Source organism: Sulfitobacter sp. SK012, assembly GCF_003352085.1.
Lineage (GTDB): Bacteria > Pseudomonadota > Alphaproteobacteria > Rhodobacterales > Rhodobacteraceae > Sulfitobacter.
Window position 1 is genome coordinate 1,365,641 of sequence record NZ_CP025804.1, and the last position, 18,100, is coordinate 1,383,740.

Here is an 18,100-nt window from a genome sequence, read left to right on the forward strand (position 1 = left end):
TGCGAATTCGACGCGTTATTCTTTTAGACGCTGGCTTCCATCAGGTGATCACAAAGTAGTTTCAATCGGCGCAATGGTGGTCAGATTGGGCACATTGATGTCTTTGCCTTGCTCGCAGTTGCAAGTGCACGAGCATCGAACTTTGGATCTTGAAAAGACTTTCCAAAGGCACCTTGGCCATATGGTTTGGGCGAAAACCTCGACTTTATTGCGGTTTTCGTGTATCAGATCGCTACATTTTATATTTTTAAATTTTAGCAGGGGGAATTGAAGATGTCGAAAGACTGGTCAATTGAAGGGCGTTATGTCGAGTATTGCAGCTGTGATTTTGGGTGCCCATGTGAAGCTATGGGACAACCGACTGAGGAGTATTGCACCGGCGCTGTGGGCTTCATTATCGATAAGGGACATTGTGACGGCGTGTCGCTGGACGGCGTGAAAGTTATCGCCACCTTCTATTTCCCACGAGCGATCCATCATGGCGGAGGGCATATGCAACCTATTCTGCCGAGCTCGCTTTCTGACGAGCAGCGCGATGCGGTATTCTACATTCTTTCGGGCGCGGATCAAAAGATCGGAACCATGTTTCAGATCTTTAGCGTGATCGTGGAAACCCTACATGATCCGATCATGACTGATCTGGATTTCAACATCGATGTACATGCACGGACTGCCAATATCGATGTTCCTGACAGCTTGCGGGCAAGCAGCGAACCGATCCGGAACCCGGTGACAGACACAGAGCACCGGATGCTAACAGTATTGCCCGACGGTTGGGTTTTCCACGAAGCAGAGAATGTCTCGGGCACAACTAAGAGCATGTCGGATCTCAAGTTTGACCTCAAAGGCACGCACAGCTCGATGGCATATATCGCTTGGGGTCCCAACGGACTGACCTACGATCTTGATGAAAGCCGTCGGAAGTTCAAACTCGCCTCCTGATCGGTGCATCGAAGGCGCGACATGAAAGAGACGGCGCTTGAGCGTGCCCTGAACCGGGATCGTGCGATTGTTGCGGCGGCCTTGGCATTAGTCCTTCTTGCCAGTTGGATTTATGTTCTAACGGGCGCGGGCATGGATATGTCGGCGTTTGCGATGTCATCGGTCGATATGGCGCTGGGTCGGTCAGATCCTTCGAAGAGCGGCACAGGCGGTGAGATCGTGGCGATGAGCAACGCCATGTCTCGAATGGCGATGCCCGTCGCTTGGACCGGGGGTTACGCGATACTCATGTTCTTCATGTGGTGGATCATGATGATTGCCATGATGCTGCCAAGCGCTGCACCGATGGTCCTGCTCTTCGCCAAGATTGCCCGCAGTCCCTCTGCGGGGATCAATGTGTCGACTGCACACTGGAACACCGCCGCATTCACTCTTGGCTATCTGCTTTGCTGGGCGGCGTTCAGCATCGTCGCGGTGGCTCTTCAGCGCGCATTTGAAGCCTTGGGAATCCTTTCTCCGATGATGCTCAACAGTACGAATGCCCTGTTTGCAGGCAGCATCCTCGTTCTTGCTGGGCTCTACCAAATGACCCCTCTGAAGAAGGCTTGCCTGGAACACTGTCGAAGTCCGATCGCCTTTCTGTCGCAGAACTGGCGCGACGGCTTGGGCGGTGCGCTTGTCATGGGGCTGCAGCACGGGGTCTACTGCCTTGGATGCTGCTGGGGGTTGATGGCGATCCTCTTTTTCGGCGGTATCATGAACCTATACTGGATTGTCGGACTCGCGATGATCGTTTTCCTCGAAAAACTCCTTCCGATCGGGCCCCGTTTGGGTCAGATCACTGGGGTACTGCTTTTGGCCTGGGGGGCAACTTTCTTTTACAGCGCACTTGTGTGATGTTTTGCCCAGACCGCAAGGCTGCCAGAATGCTGTGATTTCAACAAAAGGTCGGAATGCCAAAGCTGCAACCTGGCATAGCGCCAATGGGTGAACGGCTGGTCTGGGCCGCAGGCGGGTAGGGCGGTCGAATTCTTTCACGGGATTTGCAAACCTCAAACTGAAACTGGTTGTTACAACTGAGTTTCTTCTAACGACTGTGTCATATTGCCAGTTCAGTCTTGACGTTCCTGACATTAAGCGCAGGCTTGGCACATAAATTAGGAGAGAAGCCATGGGCAGAATTATGACTAGATCACTCTTGCTTGGGGGCGCTGTCTCGATGGCCGCTTTCGGTGTGCAAGCTGAAGAATTCAAGTGGGCGTCAACCACCGACCCTCAAACGATGGACCCGCATGCGGTTAACTCCGCGCCCGTTCTTTCGTTTTTAAACAACGTCTATGAAGGCCTTGTGCGTCGCGGTCGTGATATGGCGATTGAACCATCGCTCGCCACAAGCTGGGAACCACTGGACGGTGAAAACGGCTGGCGGTTCAACTTGCGCCAAGATGTGTCGTTTCAGGACGGCGCTGCCTTTACTGCAGAAGACGTGCTGTTCTCTTATGAACGTGCATCCAATGAAGCCGCCGACGTCCGCTCTTGGTTCGCGCCCGTTTCAGAGGTTCGTGTCGTTGATGACTTTACCATCGATTTTGTAACAACAGCCCCGAACCCATTGTTCCCATCATCGATCGCCAACTTCATGATCCTCGATAAAGATTGGGCGATGTCCAACGATGCAGCTCTTCCTGCGCGTGACGCTGAGAACTTTGCGACGATTAACGTCAACGGCACCGGCCCGTTTGTGGTAGCAAGCCGTGATCCAGGTGTAAAAACAGTGCTGGCCCCGCATGGCGGCTGGTGGGACGACGCTGAGCATAACGTTACCGAAGCAACGTTTACCCCTATTGGCAACTCTGCCACCGGCTTAGCAGCGCTACTTTCAGGCGAGATCGACTTTATTCAACCGATCCCATTGCAAGACGTCGCGCAAGTCGAAAGCCGTGATGGGTTCAAAGTCCTTGAGGGTGAAGAAACCCGTGTGATCATGTTTGGTTTTGGACACGAGCATGAGACGTTGCTTTATTCCACCGATGTGGCTGACGCGAACCCATTTGCTGATCCGCGTGTTCGTTTGGCGGCGGCGCACGCAATTGATCTTGCCTCAATTGATCGTGTTCTTTTCCGCGGCAAAATTGAAGGCGCAAGCCAGTTGGTCCCAGAAGGTATTTCTGGGTTCTCAGAGGCCAATTCAAACCGTCCGGAATACGATCCAGAAAAAGCGAAATCACTCCTTGCGGAAGCTGGCTATCCAGAAGGCTTTAGTTTTGGTCTGAAATGTACAAATGACCGCTACATCAACGACGAGGCACTTTGCCGTGCAGCGGCTTCAATGTTCGCGGCCGTTGGCCTGAATGCCGAACTTTCCACCGGTCCTGTCCGTGATTATTGGCCACAGCTGCGTGAAGACGATTTCGATATGTACCTTCTTGGCTGGTCACCGGGAACCTTCGATATGGAACATCCCATCCGGTTCTTGCTGCACAGTCAGGACGACGAGAAAAAGCTAGGGTCATGGAATTTTGGTAACTATTCAAACGCACGCGTTGACGAATTGCTGCCGTTGATTCAGCAGGAGATCGACCCTGCTGCACGTCAGGCGATGGTCGATGAAGTCGTCGCAGTGACGCAAGAAGAAGTGGCTTATATTCCGCTGTATACCCAGCCTTTGATCTGGGCTGCGAAAGACGGCGTTGACCTTACACAGCGCGCCGACAACTTCTTTATGTTGCGCTGGGTGACGGTGAATTAAGACCTAAGAGCAAAGTAGAGAGGCAATGGTATATTTCATCGCAAAGCGGCTGATCCAGTCGGTGTTTGTTATGCTGGCCGTTGCCTTTCTGGCCTTTTCCCTTTTCCGATTTGTTGGCGACCCGATCACCCAAATGACCGGCGTTGAAACCTCGGTTGAAGATCAGGAACGCCTGCGCGAGGAACTTGGTCTCAACGACCCTTTCGTCATGCAATTTGCCCGCTTTACAGGTGACATGCTGAAAGGCGACTTTGGGTTTTCGTATCGGACACGCCAGCCTGTGGCCGAGATGATTTCGAAGCGCATCCCAGCCACGCTCGAGCTTGGTATTGTTGCGCTGTTGATATCACTTTTTGTTGGTATTCCAGCTGGTGTTTATACGGCCTTGCGGCCACGTGGTTTCGCAACCCAAGCAATTCTCATGACAACCCTCATTGGCGTTTCAATCCCGACATTCGTTATCGGCATCATGCTCATTTTCATATTTGGTGTGCAACTAGGCTGGCTCCCCACATTCGGGCGTGGCGGTACGGTGCACCTAGGTGGCTGGGAGACATCGTTTCTGACCGCTGATGGCTGGCGGGCGCTGATCCTCCCTGCTGTGACGCTTGGTGTGTACCAATTGACGTTGACCATGCGCCTGGTGCGTGCCGAGATGATGGAGGTCATGCGCTCTGACTATATCCGTTTTGCTACGGCACGCGGTGTCCCGATGAGCCGGCTCTATTTCAGACATGCGCTTGCGAATACGATGATCCCCGTGATCACAATCATTGGCCTGCAGTTTGGTGGTGTAATTGCATTCTCCATCGTGACAGAGAGCGTCTTTCAATGGCCCGGCATGGGGCTGCTTTTTCTGGAGTCCATTCGGTTTGTCGATATCCCAGTCATGGGTGTCTACCTTGTCGTGATCGCCTTTTTCTTCGTTCTGGTGAACCTGATCGTCGACCTTCTCTATGTTGCGATTGATCCGCGTTTACGCATTCAGGACGTTTCTTGATGGTGGACTTCATCAAGCGCCACGAAGGGCTCTGGCTCTTTACCCGGTCGCCTTTTGTGATCGTTGCTGCTTTTGTTGCGCTGACCATATTTCTGGGCGCGGTGTTTGCCCCGTGGATTGCACAGGTAAATCCTTACGATTTGGCCTCGTTTTCGCTGATGGACGGACTTTTGCCGCCCGTGTGGGAAGAATTTGGGAACGATAAATTCCTGCTGGGCACCGACGACCAAGGCCGCGATATGATCTCTTCGATCCTTTATGGCGCGCGGCTCTCGCTTATTATTGGCATCGCGGCAATGACCATCGCCACGTTCTTAGGTGTCGGTCTGGGCCTGGCGGCTGGCTATTTCGGAGGGCGGTTTGACGCCGTCGTGATGCGCATAGCTGACATCCAGCTTGCCTTGCCTGCAATCCTGACGGCACTTTTGATCGACGGTATTGCACGCGGCGTCCTTCCTCCAGAAATGCAACAGGACCTGCGTGTTGCTGTATTGACGCTCGCCATCGCGCTTTCGCTTTGGGTCAATTTTGCCCGAACCGCGCGCGCATCGACTTTCGTGCAGATGAACAAGGAATATGTTCAAGCCGCAGTCATGCAAGGCCAACACCCTTTACGGGTCATGTTTGTGCACATCCTGCCCAACATTCTTGGGCCTCTGTTGGTCATCATGACGGTTGATCTGGCATCGGCTATCTTGCTCGAGGCGACGCTGTCGTTTCTCGGAATTGGTCTTCCCGCCGACAGCCCGTCTCTGGGTACATTGATCCGGATCGGGATGCAGTTTCTGCTTTCTGGTGAGTGGTGGATCCTATGGATACCAGCGCTATTCCTCGTCGCACTTGTGGTATCCATCAACGTCCTTGGCGACTTCCTGCGTGATGTCTTCAACCCGAGGTTGCGCTGATGTTGCGGGTTGAAAACCTCACAGTGAAATTCCCGTCTCGCTTTGGTGATATGACCGCAGTGGAAGACATATTTATGGCCATTGCCCCGGGGGAAATCCACGGATTGGTCGGTGAAAGTGGTGCGGGAAAATCTACCGTCGGCGCAGCAATTATCGGATTGCTGCAACCACCCGGCTACATCACAGAGGGTACAGTACTTTTAGGCGACACTGATCTGCGCGCGCTTGACCGGTTTGAGGCCCATGCACTGCGTGGTAAGCGTATCTCGATGATTTTCCAAGATCCGCAGACCAGCCTGAACCCGTTGATGCGGATTGAGGATCAGCTTGTTGAGACCATTCAGGCGCACGAGGATATTTCAACACGGGACGCCCAAAAGCGTGCCGTCGACCTGCTTGAAGAAATGGGGATTGAAGACGCCGCAATCCGCATGCGTGCCTACCCTCATCAATTCTCTGGTGGGATGCGCCAGCGGGTCGTTATCGCTTTGGCGCTGTGCACGAACCCCGAACTCATCATCGCGGATGAACCGACCACAGCATTGGACGTTGCCGTGCAATCGCAAGTGCTGGACTTACTTAGACGCCTTGCTGACGTCCGAAAAGTAGGCTTCATGCTGATCACCCATGATATTGGTGTCATTGCGCAAATCGCTGATTCAGTCACGGTAATGCGGCGCGGTAAGTTGATCGAAAGCGGCCCAATCGCGCAGGTTTTGGGCCAGCCCTCGCACCCCTACACTAAGCAGTTGATGGATGCGGTCCCTCCGTTGGACCAAAAGATTGACCGCTTTCCCGTGCCCGAAGACGAGACGCAATTGGCTGCCGCCAGTAAGAACGGAGGCAACGCTGCAGAGGCGTGGCTTCTCGAGGGGCAGAGGGCAGATGCCATTGGGCTTACTCTCGAAAACCTGACCGTCGCGTTTCCCGGAACAAGGACGTCAATTTGGAGCACACCAGAGCCATATGTCGCACTTCATGATATTTCCTTTGACGTGCGCCCGGGATCCGTCATGGGCGTTGTTGGCGAAAGCGGATCGGGTAAGTCGACACTCGCCAAGACGCTGACCGGCCTCATCAAACCTGCAAGCGGTGGGATGACTTTAGGCGGGGAACCGTTGCCGGGTGGTAAGGCCCGTTCACGCCACCACCCCTCACGCCAAATGATACAAATGGTCTTCCAAGATCCCTTCTCATCGCTCAACTCCCGCCATCGCATTGGTACCATTCTCTCCGAACCATTGTGGCTCTATGGTCTGGTGAATGACAGCGACGCGCGGCGCGACCTATGCCTTCAGATGCTCAGTCTCGTTGGCATGGAGCCCGCTGCAATCGACAAATACCCCCACCAATTTTCTGGTGGGCAACGTCAGCGCATCGCAGTTGCACGCGCACTTCTGGCAAGACCTAAAATCTTGATTTGTGATGAGCCGACGTCAGCACTTGATGTTTCAATTCAGGCCGAGCTTCTCAACTTGCTCAAAGACCTCCAAAACGTGTTCGGGCTGACGATCCTGTTCATCAGCCACAACCTTTCAGTCGTGCGCCAGATGGCCGACGACATCGTCGTCCTTCGCAATGGCCGCATCCAGGAAATAGGCGCATCTGAGCGTGTGTTCAGTGAACCACAGGCGGACTACACTAAAAAACTCCTCGCGCTAACACCCGTCCTGCCGAGCAATTGGCGATCTTGAGAAGAACAGTTCAAGCTAAATCTTTGTTGTATGTATGAGGCCAATGACGGATGGAAAATCTAATCCACTTTGAGTTTGTGCCGTAAACTGGGGTAGGGCGCTGTACCAATGCCGAGAACTCCAAGGAGCTTCCAATGCTCATTCCACGAACTTTCTAAGCGTACCGACTCATGGGCGCGATCACAGCAGGTGAGCTGGGGGCCAGCGGTAAAGGCCGCGTTCATAGGCGGACACTGATTTTTCCAGCCAATTTCTGAAGATTGTCAGCGCGGGACGTTGGGTGCCGGGCAGGGCGACAAGGTAATAGCCGATTTCAGGAATAGGGTCGTCAAACAGCGTCACGATTTCCCCGGTCTTCAGCTCATCCGCAATAAAGGCTGGCACCGTTGCGCTGATCCCGTCGCCACGCCGCACACCATCCACAAGCATATTCCCCGGCAGTCGAACAACCTTGCGAGGCGCTTGGATAGGAACGCCTACTTTTTCCAACCAAAGGTCAAATTCGACCGATGCCTGTTCTTGAAGCAGCGGATATTCCAGAAGTTCGCGCGGATGTCTAAAGACACGGTCTCTAACCAATTCGCGCGATGCCACAACGGTAAGGCAGCCCGGAAGAACTAGATGCGCATCCAACCCTGGCCAATTTCCTGTGCCATAGCGGATCGCCATATCAACGCCACCGGGGGTTAGGATGACGGCCTCAATCGTCGACTGAATGTTCAGTTCAATCTTTGGATGGGTTTTCAAGAAGTCGGACATACGTGGCATCAAAAACGCACTCGAAAACATCGGCGTTGCGGACACCAGTAAGGGCCGGGAATTTTCAGCATCTGCCATGTTTTCCAGCACCGATGACATTGATGCAAAGGAGTTAAGTAGACCGGCTGCAAGATATTCGCCCTGTGACGTCAGCGAAATACCATGCTGCGTGCGGGTAAAAAGCCGAATTCCAAGATGGCGTTCCAAGGTTCGAATTTGCTGGCTTATCGCGGAATGAGTGACGTTCAAAACCGCTGCAGCCTTCGTCAGGTTTTGGTGCTCTGCCGCGACTGCAAAGGCCTTCAAAGATGTAAGAGAAGGGAGGTCTTTCCAATTCATACGTAAGAATATCTAACAGCATAGAAAAATTTACAACTCTCTTTTTCCAAGCGCTTCGGCCATCCTGGATTGCAACGATACATTCGATGAATTGGAGAGATCGATGACTAATATTGCTATTCTAGGATTGGGTTCCATGGGGTCCGCGCTCGCTCATTGTTTGATTAAGGCGGGCCACAACGTTGCGGTCTGGAACCGAACTCCGGGCAAATCTGATGCGTTTACAAACCTCGGCGCACGCGCCGCGAAAACGCCTGATGAAGCCATCGCAGTTAGTGATTTCGCAATTGTCTGCGTTAAGAGCCACGCACAAACCGTCAAAATTATCAGCGATCTAACCATCTCGATTCAAGGCAAAATGATTTGTGACATGAGTACGGGCGACACCAAAGATGCTGAGGCTTTGGTCAAAATATTGAGCGCGCAAGGGGCACGTTATATGTTGGGGATGATCAATGCTTATCCATCGGGAATTGGCACGGATGACGCCACAATCTTGACCGTTGGCAGCGCAGGAAGTTGGTTGGCTTATGGTCCTATCATTCAAACACTAGCGGGACGATCGGCCTGCATTGGGCGCGAGCCATCTGCGTTGGCAGCGATGTTTGCTGGGCTGTTTTCAGTGCGGCAAGGGTTCATGTTCGGAATGATCTATGGGGCAATCGTTTGTGAAAAAGCGGGCGTTCCGATGCAGGTTTTCTCGGATCAAATTCCGGCGTCTCTGAAACTGGTTCATGACTACTACGGATTGTTTGAACGATCAGTTCCGACTGAAAGATTTGCGAATGCCGAAGCGTCCATGAAGGTCTACGCTTTGGCGCAAGAAGACGCGCTAAAGACATTTCAATCTTTGGATGCCCCGTCTGAGTTCATGCAACTGATGTACGACAATACCAAGGCTGCATGGGATGATGGACATGGTGATCAAGAATTGACAGCGCTGGTTAAGACGATGGCAAATTAAGTGCTGACAACACGAAATAGCCGGATAAGCTGTTGGTTATTCCAGTGGATTTAGGCCGAGGGTACTCCAGTCCACTATACTTGGGGGCGATCGGCCTGTTTTTGAGTAACTTTCAACGACCCTCGCCCCAATACACGAAGCAGGCTCACGGCCTTGTGCGGAGGAAGGTCTAGGGGCGATACTCGATGGGATTCAACAATAACGGTTGCACCTGATCCAGCACTTGGTGACCCCGGTAGGAAAATAACAGATTTATCACCTAAATGTTCTACCTCGAACGCTATCTGTTCGTAGTCGTCAAATCGAACCAGCACCGGTTTCATAAGGGCGTCTTGGCCTTCATCACCAGCGACACCTGAGATCATTCCTTTGATGGCCGCGTAACCTGGCAACGTATCAATAAGGATATTATCAAGCTTATTCAGTCGCTTAGAAAACCAACCTTTGTGCGCGATCAGTCCTGCTAGGTAACAGACCAACAATATCAGGAAAATGGCCAGTATATTCGCAAATGCTATTCCAGCGATGCGTTCAAAAGGTATCAACGCGTCCAGTGGCGCCGCGACGACCATGCTTATCTCAAAGACCTTTTGCAAAATGATCGCCACAAAAGCCAGAGGAACAAGGAACAGTACGCCAATGAGAATAGTACGTTTCAATTCAGATTTCCTTCAAACTTCAATGAGCAACACGTCTTGAGTACCCCAAACCCAACGGTAGGGAAACTATGCCTTCCCGTCATTTTTCGTTCTGGTTGCTAGGGGCCTGAAACCTTTAGACGAATAACTCAGATGCTCATAAAAACGGCCGCACTTGAAAATCAAAATGCGGCCGAAATTTCAGCAATCAGTCAGAGTTTAATTGCATCCCCCGACAGAGTTGCTGGCAGCTTCCATGACCCGGTCCAGACTAAAGCTGCCGGGCTTCATTCTAGGTGGGAGCTCTTTAAAGCTCTGCAGCCAGCCGGCAACGTACGCAGATGCTGGTGCCAAAGCGAAAAGCCGATTTGTAGCCCATTCGGAGTGGCCGGCGCTTTCATCAAGAGCGCGTTCAAAAGGGTCCATCCGCAAGTTAGTCAGCATTGGCCAGCGCAATTCTTCAAAAGGTCTTTCCCAAACCCGGAAGCCCGTTGAATTCTGACGCAGGAATGTGAGTTTCCAGTCATTGTACCACAATGCAGCAACGCTTCCATCATCGGTCCAGTAGATGATCTCTTTGCGTGGTGACTTTTCCACATCCCCTTTCAGGAACGGCATCATATTATAGCCATCAAGGTGAACCTTATACGTCATGTCGCCGACCTGTTTTACTACGAGCAGGTCTTCTTTGACCGTCGTGTCACCAACAGCAGCCATGACAGTCGGGAGAATGTCCTCATGTGCAGCTATGTCGTTGATGATTGTGCCGGGCTCGATCGTTCCGGGCCAACGGATGAGTGTCGGAACAGGGTATCCACCTTCCCACTGGGTGTTCTTTTCACCGCGGTGTTTCGTGGTGCCACCGTCGGGCCAGCCAAATGCTTCGGCACCGTTGTCGCTGGAATACATGACGATGGTGTTTTCATCGAGGCCCAGCTCTTTCAGCTTGGCGAGCATCAGACCGACATGACCGTCATGTTCGACCATACCATCAGCAAAGATGCCGTAGCCGGTCTTGCCCGCAGACTCTTCTTTCAGGTGCGTATAAACGTGCATACGGGTGGTGTTCCACCAGATGAGGAAGGGCTTGTCGTCTTCATTGGCGCGCTCCATGAAGTCGATGGCTTGCGCCGTGACTTCGTCGTCAAACGTCTCCATCCGCTTCACAGTAAATGGCCCGGTATCTTCGCAGGCCTGATTTCCCAATTGCCCAAAACGAGGTTCTTCGGTGCTGTCAAACTCTTCAGAAGTCCGGCAATGCAGAACCCCACGCGGTCCAAACTTCGTTTTGAATGCCGGATCTTTAGGGTAATGCTCGTTCTCGTTCTCGTTCTCGGGCTCTTCTTCGGCATTCAGGTGATAAAGATTGGCAAACCATTCATCAAAACCGTGGTTTGAGGGCAGCATGTCATTTCGGTCGCCGAGGTGGTTTTTGCCAAATTGGCCGGTCACGTACCCATGAGGCTTTAGCAGATCTGCAAGTGTGGGGTCTTCCTTGGTGATGCCTTCTGGCGCTCTGGGTAGGCCAACCTTGGTTAGGCCGGTTCGGATCGGGGACTGTCCGGTTATAAACGGCGCGCGGCCCGCCGTGCAGCTTTGCTGGCCATACCAGTCCGTAAACAGCGCACCTTCTTTGGCAAGGCTGTCAATGTCGGGTGTCCGGTAGCCCATTTGGTCCATGTTATATGCGCTGATGTTATACTCGCCGATATCATCCCCAAAAGGGATGAGAATGTTCGGTTTGGATGTATCGGCAATGGCCAAAGACGACACGCCTGACAAGGCGGACGCAGTCACTATAGCCTAAGCCATATGCAGTCGGTTTTTCATCTGTATCCTCAGTATTTTCGGATCACATTGCAACTTCTGCACAGTTGAGCACTCAGACAAGAAGTCCTGCGTCCAAGCGGGGGCGACAAAGATGCAATGTGATATGCAAACGTCCTACACATTGCCTTGGCTCTTGGATTGCCGCTTACCATTTCATGCCACGGTGGTTGACAAATTTTGGACCTGGCGTGACCTTAAGGTCTTGTTTTGAGAGGTTTAGTTGTTGGGGCAGCTGCATATCGTCGACGCTAATTTTATGACGCCTCTTGTTGTCGCACTGCCGTTTAGCCAGCATAAACTCGAGCTTGCTCTTGAGAATGCGGGATTGGCACCATCGCTGAGCGAGGCCCGACGCGGCATAATCCCCTGCAAGCTGCCGAAAAAATGATTTATGCGAGCGCCAAACTTATAGACAGCCCGACCTTTGACTTTACGACTTTGCCGATCTCCGGACCGGCTATGGACAGCTACATGGCAAGCTTGCCGATACAAACAGGTTCGACCGGATTGGATGCCGCCTTTGATCTTGCAGCAAATATTGACAGGATGCTGACAGGCGATCGGATATTCGGCAAAGTACTCAATGGTGTTTTTTGGATTGGCCGTACGACCAACGCGTCCAACTGGACCTCAGATTGGTCTGTGGTTCACTATAGTCTCGCTGCTTTTCTATCAGGTGTGAGACAGTTGTTTGGCGGCTCTCTGAAACCGCGCGCAGTTTGTATCCCTTACACAGCCAAACTCACAGAGCTTCCCGTAGATCTGCTTGAAATACCTCAGTTGCGCGAAACCCAGATTACAGGGTTGGCGTTTCGTATCCAGGACCTGTGCCATTTCGTGAAAAAGCGTCGCGTTCAGTCGATGCACGGCGAGATCGACAACTCTGACCCATTGTCGTCCGAAAACAAGTCAGTCCTTGTGGCTTGCGCTGCCGAATTCATGCGCAGCGGAACATCGGATATGTTGGCCCAAAGAATGGCCACGTCGTTTGGAATGGGTGTTCGATCCTGCCAGTGCAGGCTGAAAGAGGTCGGCACCACACATACAGAGTTGATCGAAAACGCGAGGCTCGAACTTGCCCTGAGAATGCTGTCTGAGGAAGAATATTCCGTGACGGAAATAGCATTGGAGCTGGGATACAGCTATCCAGGACACTTCACCCGGTTTTTCAAACAGAAGGTCGGTTTGTCCCCGACAGAGTATCGCAAGATTGAAGTCAGCGCTTAAGAGCTTGCGGACCAAGTGTTGGATTTGGCGATGGCGTGCTTCCATTAGGCTGCACGGAGGCTATGGTTTCAGTCGTGCCTTGGCATTCGACAAACTTGCAAACCGCCACACGGGAGAGATCATAGAAGCTGGTGAGAACCGCGAGCGGCCGATTTTCTTACCCCGTTTCGCATTATTCTCCTGCCGCTCTTTGTGGTGCGAGGGAGGGATGCGAACAACACAGAACACCAAGGCTACTGCCGCCAATGGCTGTTTTCTGCTCTGCTGTAACAGTGCCTGGAAGTTTCATCTTCATGGGCTGGGTGCATGAAGCATCACTTCGTGTCTCACGGCTGTTTTTTGTTTCGGCCAAAACGACAGGATTCAAACAGCTTTTTCAGTGGACGGAGCAAGCTTGCCATCCCAACTCTCTGTCGGAATTTTTGCGATCTCTGTGTCGGCCATGTATGACGGTGTCATGATTTGCACGTTGTTTTCATTGAAGACGGTAATGATGTGACGGTGCAGATCTGAAAGTATGCGAGGCAGGCTTGATCCACGGGTTGTGAACGCGTTGACCTGGTAGTTGATCGCGTAGTCAGCCAGTGCGGTGATAAGAACAAACGGCTCCGGTGACTTTCTTAAGTCTCGTGTCCGGTTTGCTGCTTCTACAAGCATTGCTTCTATTTTCTCCTGAGGTTCCTCGTAGCCGATGCCAACCGTTGTGTGCAGCAGCAACCCGCGACCATCGATTTTTCGGGAATAGTTGACCACCTCGGAGTTTAACAACTGAGCGTTTGGAATGCTGATCATCTCATTTTTGATCGACTTGATGAGCGTTTCCATCAGCCTGATTTCCACGACATCACCAATCTGCTCGCCCACTTTGATCCGGTCACCAATATTGGTGCTACGGCGGTAGATCACAAAAAGGCCGGCCATCATGTTGCTGACGACAGTATTGGAACCAAGCGACACCATAATACCTGCAAGGATTGTCAGCCCTTGAAACGCTTTTGACCCCGCACCTGGCAAGTGAGGATAGGCAAACACGATCGCTACAGCAATGATCGCGACACGTGCAAGATTGAAGGTGGGTGTAATCCAATGGGGTTCGAAATTTTGAATGCTTATGGTGCCGGCTTCAACGTTATCCATGAGAAGCCGAAAACCTCTGATCATAAACCGGGTCACCAGCGCAATGATCACAATGGTGACGAGGTTGGGCAGGTAGGCAATAAATCCAAGGATCACGGAGATCAGTGGTTCAGAAACATAAGTTAGCAGAATCTGTGCAAACGGACGTGTTTCCGCAAAGGAAAGCAGCACAAAGGACAGGTAGTAATACAGGAGAAACAAATATCCGGTCCATAAGGCAACCTGAACGAGATAGCCTGTTAGTTTGCCTATGGCCCTTCCGCGAACCACAGAGCCTGTAGCTTTTTCGAACTTTGAAAAGTACTTCTCAGCTATGAAAGCCAGTGCTGCACCGACCCTTAAGCGCCAGCGCGCAAACACGAAGGTGATGAGCAGAAAGCCTACGGTCCAAGCAACCGCCGCCATCGCACTTTCGACACGGGCGGTATCTGAGCGATCAAAGCGGTACTTTTCAATGGCCCCTTGAATGGACTCCGAGTGCAGCGATGCCAGTACTTCGATGTCAAAGGAGTCCATCTCCGCATCCGCGTCGGTCGTGACAGTGATAAGCACTCCATTGGCAACAATTCCGAGCCCCAATTCATGCTTTTCTACGGATACTGTTACAGCTGCAGCTTTTGACTGTTCTGCAACTGACAGAATACGTTCGACAATTTTCTCAGCGCGAATACTCGCGGGCAAGGCGCTAGATCCGCGCACAGCAAACAGAACTTCACCTTCCACAATAACCGGCGCAGAAAAGACGCCCTCTGGTAGCTGCTCGACCTGCTCGGGGGGTGAAACGTTTTCTTGTTCCTGAGCTGCTGAACGGTCTGTCGCAAATAGGAGGATTGAAAGCCCCGCCAGCAAGATGAATACAAACGAACGCAACGACCCGGTACGCCAAAATGTGATTTGTTTCATCAACTTACTTTCTAATTTTGTTTTAGTCTGTGCACCAAGAAATGCTTGGATTGATGGTGCACAAGTTGTTTTAAAGAGTGCTTGTGGCCTACGTTTGGATAAGGTGGACATCGCGTTGAGGAAAGGGGATGGAGATCCCTTCCTCGTCGAAGCGCTCTTTTGCCTGACCCGTCAAATCCCAATATACAATCCAGTAATCTTCAGTCTTGCACCATGGGCGACAGAAAATATTTACCGAACTGTCCCCCAGTTCACCCACGAAAATCTCTGGAGCGGGATCACTGATGCAAAGCTTGTGAGCCTTCACGAGCTCGTTCAAAACACTGATCGCGTGGCTGGCCTTGTCGGTATACGCAATGCCAAAAACGAGATCGACACGCCGTTCAGGGGACGCACTGACGTTTGTGATGACATTGCCCCAGATCTTGGAGTTCGGAACAACGATGATCTGGTTGTCGAAAGTTCGAATTTGCGTCGATACGATAGACATCTCGTCGACGACGCCGGATGCGCCCGACACCTCAATGAAATCACCCATGTCGAATGGTTTTAGGATCATGATCATCAAGCCGCTTGCAAGATTGCCAAGGGTGTCCTGCAGAGCAAAGCCAAGGATAAAGGACAAGCCACCGAAGACGGCAAATAGTGGTGTGACGTTGACGCCAAAAGCGCTGAGGACCAACAATATTCCAAGGACAAATGTAGCCCAATACACGGCGTTAACGATGAAGGTCCGCAACAGGCGCGAAACCGAAGGCAACCGATCAAGACCGCGTTGTGCCGCACGTTTGAATATGCGAGCGAGAAACATCATCACCCAGATGGCAAGGACGAAGCCACCTATCTTGAGCATGAAGCCTAGCCCGCCATCGCGTGCTGTAACCCAGTTTAACCCGAGCCTGAACAACGTACGCGGGTCAGTGGTTCGTACTGCGCCAAGATTGAGAGCCGAGATATAGACGGTGTGTTTTGCTACATCTTCAGGGGGCGCGCCCTTCCTTGTCCAAGATTCCAGGACTTCGGCGTATCGGTCCTGAACCGCGTTTTTATCATCCGCCAATAGTCCTACTCGTTCTCGCAGCGCAGTTGCCTGCGCGCCATCCAGGCCTTCTATAGCGAGATTAAGCTGCACCACTTCTTCAAGCGAGGATTTAAGATGGCCCTGCCAAACGTCCGCAAGTTCTGCCAGATCGTCAGAGGTCATCGGAACCATGAGTGCGTTCAACTGCTCAAGATTGGTGGATAGACTCGCGGGATCCGGGGCAGGTGGAATAGTAGAAGCGGTATCCTGAGCCCATGACGCGGCCGAAATAATAACCAACGTGATTGCCAAAATGGTTCTTGTGATCGCGAATTTCATGTGGTTCCTCAATGCGGTCTAAGCGGAAAATTCGTTCCAGTGATATAGGCTTTCTGAGCCATTCCCAGCGTTCATTGTTAAGGTTCTTTTTGTTAGCAGCAACGTAAATTACGACCTTCGAAGCGTTAAACCCTTGGATGCATACTGCATATTGAAGCCAATGCAGTCATACGAAAAATTTGCAGATGAGGATTGCTTAGAGCTCTTTGCTAATTTTTCGGGTGCAATTTGGCTTTGATAACAGCGGCAGCGTGGATATCAATTGCCCAAACAGTAAGGGCGAGACTTAAATTGAACTTACCTCAGGGGTTTTTGAATGGGTGAATAATCTGCCGTAAACATCGATTTGGAAAACCCGTATCTGACGGCCCCAAGGGCTTCAGCCACTTAGCTACTAGTATTTTTTGCGCGGCAAGAACTCGGCTAAAAAATGGGAAATGTGTTCCAAACTGCGATGTTGGCGAACCACGTTGATTTTATGAACCCAACGCATCCAAGATCTGCTGATGAAATAAGTGGAGACCGGATTCTGTGAACCAGGAATCCTCAGCGTCGGCGACATATCGACCCTGATCGTACCCAAGACTGCCCAGGCCAAGCTGAACACTTTGGACCAGTGCGATGTCCTCTCGATTGAACATCTCTGAAAACAACGATTTCACAACCTCAAGATTGGGGGCGTCGGTTTCTGCAGGACTATAGACATCGGCATGTTCCAGAGATTTTCCTGGCCCATCTGGCGTAATCCGCAAAACGATAAGCTGTGACGCGCCAGGCAGGCTCAACAAGCATAGGTTGGGCCACAGAAACCAAGTTAAATATGGCTCATCGCCTTTGGTTTCAAATCCTGCAAACCCTTGTTTTGCCGTCTTTTGATAGAAGCGAAAGCGATCGCGAACTTGTGATTTTACCGTTTCCTCGTTGTAGAGTGTGGCCAGCGTCGGATGGGCAACGGGGATATGGTAACCTTCGGAAAAATTGTCGATGACAACTTTCCAATTTGCATGAATGTCAAAATCGAATTGGTGTTTTGACACGTAGCCAGGCATCTCGGGCAGGTTGTCTAGAATTGTTTTTTCAAACTGGGGCAGATCGCCGTCTTCTGGTGTCGCATTAGGGTCGAAATTGACAAAGATCATCCCTGCGACCAAGGCGTGCTGCACCGGTCTTAACCCGAAATCTGTTCGGTCAAATCCTGGAACATTGCCTGTCAAACGGGCGGTTTTCAGTTCGCCTTCGAGGCCGTAACACCAAGCATGATATTTGCAAACGATCTTGCTCTTAACCTGACCCTTGCCACTTAGAAGAAGATCGCCGCGGTGCTGACAGACGTTGAAAAATGCGCGCACATTGTTGTCCGACCCACGAATGATAACAATCGGTTGGCCAGCAACGTCGTCGGTAATGAAACTGCCAATTGCCGGCAGATCTGAAACATGCCCCACATAAAGCCAAGACCGCAGAAATATCTTCTGATGCTCCTGGTCATATATGTCTTGGTCGAGATAATATCGCGAGGGCAGGGTGTATGAATGTTGTGCGGTTTTAGTAAAAGCACCGCGTTCGCCTGATACAGTCTGGTCTGTCATTTGGTACTCCAATACTGATGTCGTTCCACGCGCTTGCCTTCGTTTGATAACCGCTCAAAGAACA

General features: G+C 51.7%; 14 protein-coding genes. 8 read left to right on the top strand and 6 right to left on the bottom strand.

Annotated features, from left to right (window positions below; all coding sequences use genetic code 11):
* Window positions 1–273: 273 nt before the first annotated feature.
* The 6 genes from C1J03_RS06720 to C1J03_RS06745 all read left to right on the top strand — a co-directional run bounded on the left by C1J03_RS06720 (window position 274) and on the right by C1J03_RS06745 (window position 7,290).
* Window positions 274–942, top strand: coding sequence for a DUF1326 domain-containing protein (locus C1J03_RS06720; RefSeq protein WP_114884906.1), 669 nt, complete (start codon window positions 274–276; stop codon window positions 940–942).
* 21 nt (window positions 943–963) lie between these two features.
* Window positions 964–1,839, top strand: coding sequence for a DUF2182 domain-containing protein (locus tag C1J03_RS06725; protein ID WP_114884908.1), 876 nt, complete (start codon window positions 964–966; stop codon window positions 1,837–1,839).
* Window positions 1,840–2,125: 286 nt separating this feature from the next.
* Window positions 2,126–3,691 carry an ABC transporter substrate-binding protein gene (locus C1J03_RS06730; RefSeq protein WP_254694202.1) on the top strand — a complete coding sequence of 522 codons (1,566 nt, stop codon included), beginning with the start codon at window positions 2,126–2,128 and terminating at the stop codon, window positions 3,689–3,691.
* A 25-nt stretch (window positions 3,692–3,716) separates the two neighbouring features.
* The gene (locus tag C1J03_RS06735) at window positions 3,717–4,691 is read left to right on the top strand and encodes an ABC transporter permease (RefSeq protein ID WP_114884913.1); all 975 of its coding nucleotides are present in this window, start codon (window positions 3,717–3,719) and stop codon (window positions 4,689–4,691) included.
* The gene (locus tag C1J03_RS06740) at window positions 4,691–5,596 is read left to right on the top strand and encodes an ABC transporter permease (protein ID WP_114884915.1); all 906 of its coding nucleotides are present in this window, start codon (window positions 4,691–4,693) and stop codon (window positions 5,594–5,596) included. Before C1J03_RS06735 ends, C1J03_RS06740 begins: the two co-directional genes overlap by 1 nt.
* Window positions 5,596–7,290 (top strand): dipeptide ABC transporter ATP-binding protein, encoded by a 1,695-nt coding sequence (locus tag C1J03_RS06745; protein WP_114884917.1) that lies wholly within the window; start codon window positions 5,596–5,598, stop codon window positions 7,288–7,290. The genes C1J03_RS06740 and C1J03_RS06745 overlap by 1 nt, the downstream gene beginning before the upstream one ends.
* A gap of 180 nt (window positions 7,291–7,470) precedes the next feature.
* Here C1J03_RS06745 and C1J03_RS06750 read toward each other — a convergent pair whose 3' ends face one another.
* Entirely contained in the window at window positions 7,471–8,388 is a 918-nt protein-coding gene (locus C1J03_RS06750; RefSeq protein ID WP_114884919.1) for a LysR family transcriptional regulator, read from the bottom strand.
* A gap of 103 nt (window positions 8,389–8,491) precedes the next feature.
* On the opposite strand from C1J03_RS06750, the gene C1J03_RS06755 reads away from it, so the two are divergent.
* Window positions 8,492–9,352, top strand: coding sequence for an NAD(P)-dependent oxidoreductase (locus tag C1J03_RS06755; protein ID WP_114884921.1), 861 nt, complete (start codon window positions 8,492–8,494; stop codon window positions 9,350–9,352).
* A gap of 74 nt (window positions 9,353–9,426) precedes the next feature.
* Here the strand turns inward: C1J03_RS06755 and C1J03_RS06760 are convergent, their stop codons facing one another.
* Together C1J03_RS06760 and C1J03_RS06765 are read right to left on the bottom strand one after the other, a co-directional pair.
* The gene (locus tag C1J03_RS06760) at window positions 9,427–10,011 is read right to left on the bottom strand and encodes a hypothetical protein (RefSeq protein ID WP_114884923.1); all 585 of its coding nucleotides are present in this window, start codon (window positions 10,009–10,011) and stop codon (window positions 9,427–9,429) included.
* Window positions 10,012–10,209: 198 nt separating this feature from the next.
* Window positions 10,210–11,787 carry an arylsulfatase gene (locus C1J03_RS06765; RefSeq protein WP_254694203.1) on the bottom strand — a complete coding sequence of 526 codons (1,578 nt, stop codon included), beginning with the start codon at window positions 11,785–11,787 and terminating at the stop codon, window positions 10,210–10,212.
* Window positions 11,788–12,204: 417 nt separating this feature from the next.
* Between C1J03_RS06765 and C1J03_RS06770 the strand changes: the two genes are divergently transcribed.
* Window positions 12,205–13,047 (top strand): helix-turn-helix domain-containing protein, encoded by an 843-nt coding sequence (locus C1J03_RS06770; protein WP_114884928.1) that lies wholly within the window; start codon window positions 12,205–12,207, stop codon window positions 13,045–13,047.
* 363 nt (window positions 13,048–13,410) lie between these two features.
* Here the strand turns inward: C1J03_RS06770 and C1J03_RS06775 are convergent, their stop codons facing one another.
* From C1J03_RS06775 to C1J03_RS06785, 3 genes are all read right to left on the bottom strand, one after another.
* Entirely contained in the window at window positions 13,411–15,087 is a 1,677-nt protein-coding gene (locus C1J03_RS06775; RefSeq protein WP_114884930.1) for a mechanosensitive ion channel family protein, read from the bottom strand.
* A gap of 88 nt (window positions 15,088–15,175) precedes the next feature.
* Window positions 15,176–16,447 carry a mechanosensitive ion channel family protein gene (locus C1J03_RS06780; protein WP_114884932.1) on the bottom strand — a complete coding sequence of 424 codons (1,272 nt, stop codon included), beginning with the start codon at window positions 16,445–16,447 and terminating at the stop codon, window positions 15,176–15,178.
* A gap of 476 nt (window positions 16,448–16,923) precedes the next feature.
* Window positions 16,924–18,036: an aromatic ring-hydroxylating oxygenase subunit alpha gene (locus tag C1J03_RS06785; protein WP_114884934.1), complete on the bottom strand. Its 1,113-nt coding sequence runs from the start codon at window positions 18,034–18,036 to the stop codon at window positions 16,924–16,926.
* Window positions 18,037–18,100 lie beyond the last annotated feature (64 nt).

Bases quoted from the DNA above. Each gene is read 5' to 3' on its own strand.
- C1J03_RS06720 (WP_114884906.1), top strand. From the start codon at position 274: ATGTCGAAAGACTGGTCAATTGAAGGGCGTTATGTCGAGTATTGCAGC.
- C1J03_RS06725 (WP_114884908.1), top strand. From the start codon at position 964: ATGAAAGAGACGGCGCTTGAGCGTGCCCTGAACCGGGATCGTGCGATT.
- C1J03_RS06730 (WP_254694202.1), top strand. From the start codon at position 2,126: ATGACTAGATCACTCTTGCTTGGGGGCGCTGTCTCGATGGCCGCTTTC.
- C1J03_RS06735 (WP_114884913.1), top strand. From the start codon at position 3,717: ATGGTATATTTCATCGCAAAGCGGCTGATCCAGTCGGTGTTTGTTATG.
- C1J03_RS06740 (WP_114884915.1), top strand. From the start codon at position 4,691: ATGGTGGACTTCATCAAGCGCCACGAAGGGCTCTGGCTCTTTACCCGG.
- C1J03_RS06745 (WP_114884917.1), top strand. From the start codon at position 5,596: ATGTTGCGGGTTGAAAACCTCACAGTGAAATTCCCGTCTCGCTTTGGT.
- C1J03_RS06750 (WP_114884919.1), bottom strand. From the start codon at position 8,388: ATGAATTGGAAAGACCTCCCTTCTCTTACATCTTTGAAGGCCTTTGCA.
- C1J03_RS06755 (WP_114884921.1), top strand. From the start codon at position 8,492: ATGACTAATATTGCTATTCTAGGATTGGGTTCCATGGGGTCCGCGCTC.
- C1J03_RS06770 (WP_114884928.1), top strand. From the start codon at position 12,205: ATGATTTATGCGAGCGCCAAACTTATAGACAGCCCGACCTTTGACTTT.
- C1J03_RS06775 (WP_114884930.1), bottom strand. From the start codon at position 15,087: ATGAAACAAATCACATTTTGGCGTACCGGGTCGTTGCGTTCGTTTGTA.
- C1J03_RS06780 (WP_114884932.1), bottom strand. From the start codon at position 16,447: ATGAAATTCGCGATCACAAGAACCATTTTGGCAATCACGTTGGTTATT.
- C1J03_RS06785 (WP_114884934.1), bottom strand. From the start codon at position 18,036: ATGACAGACCAGACTGTATCAGGCGAACGCGGTGCTTTTACTAAAACC.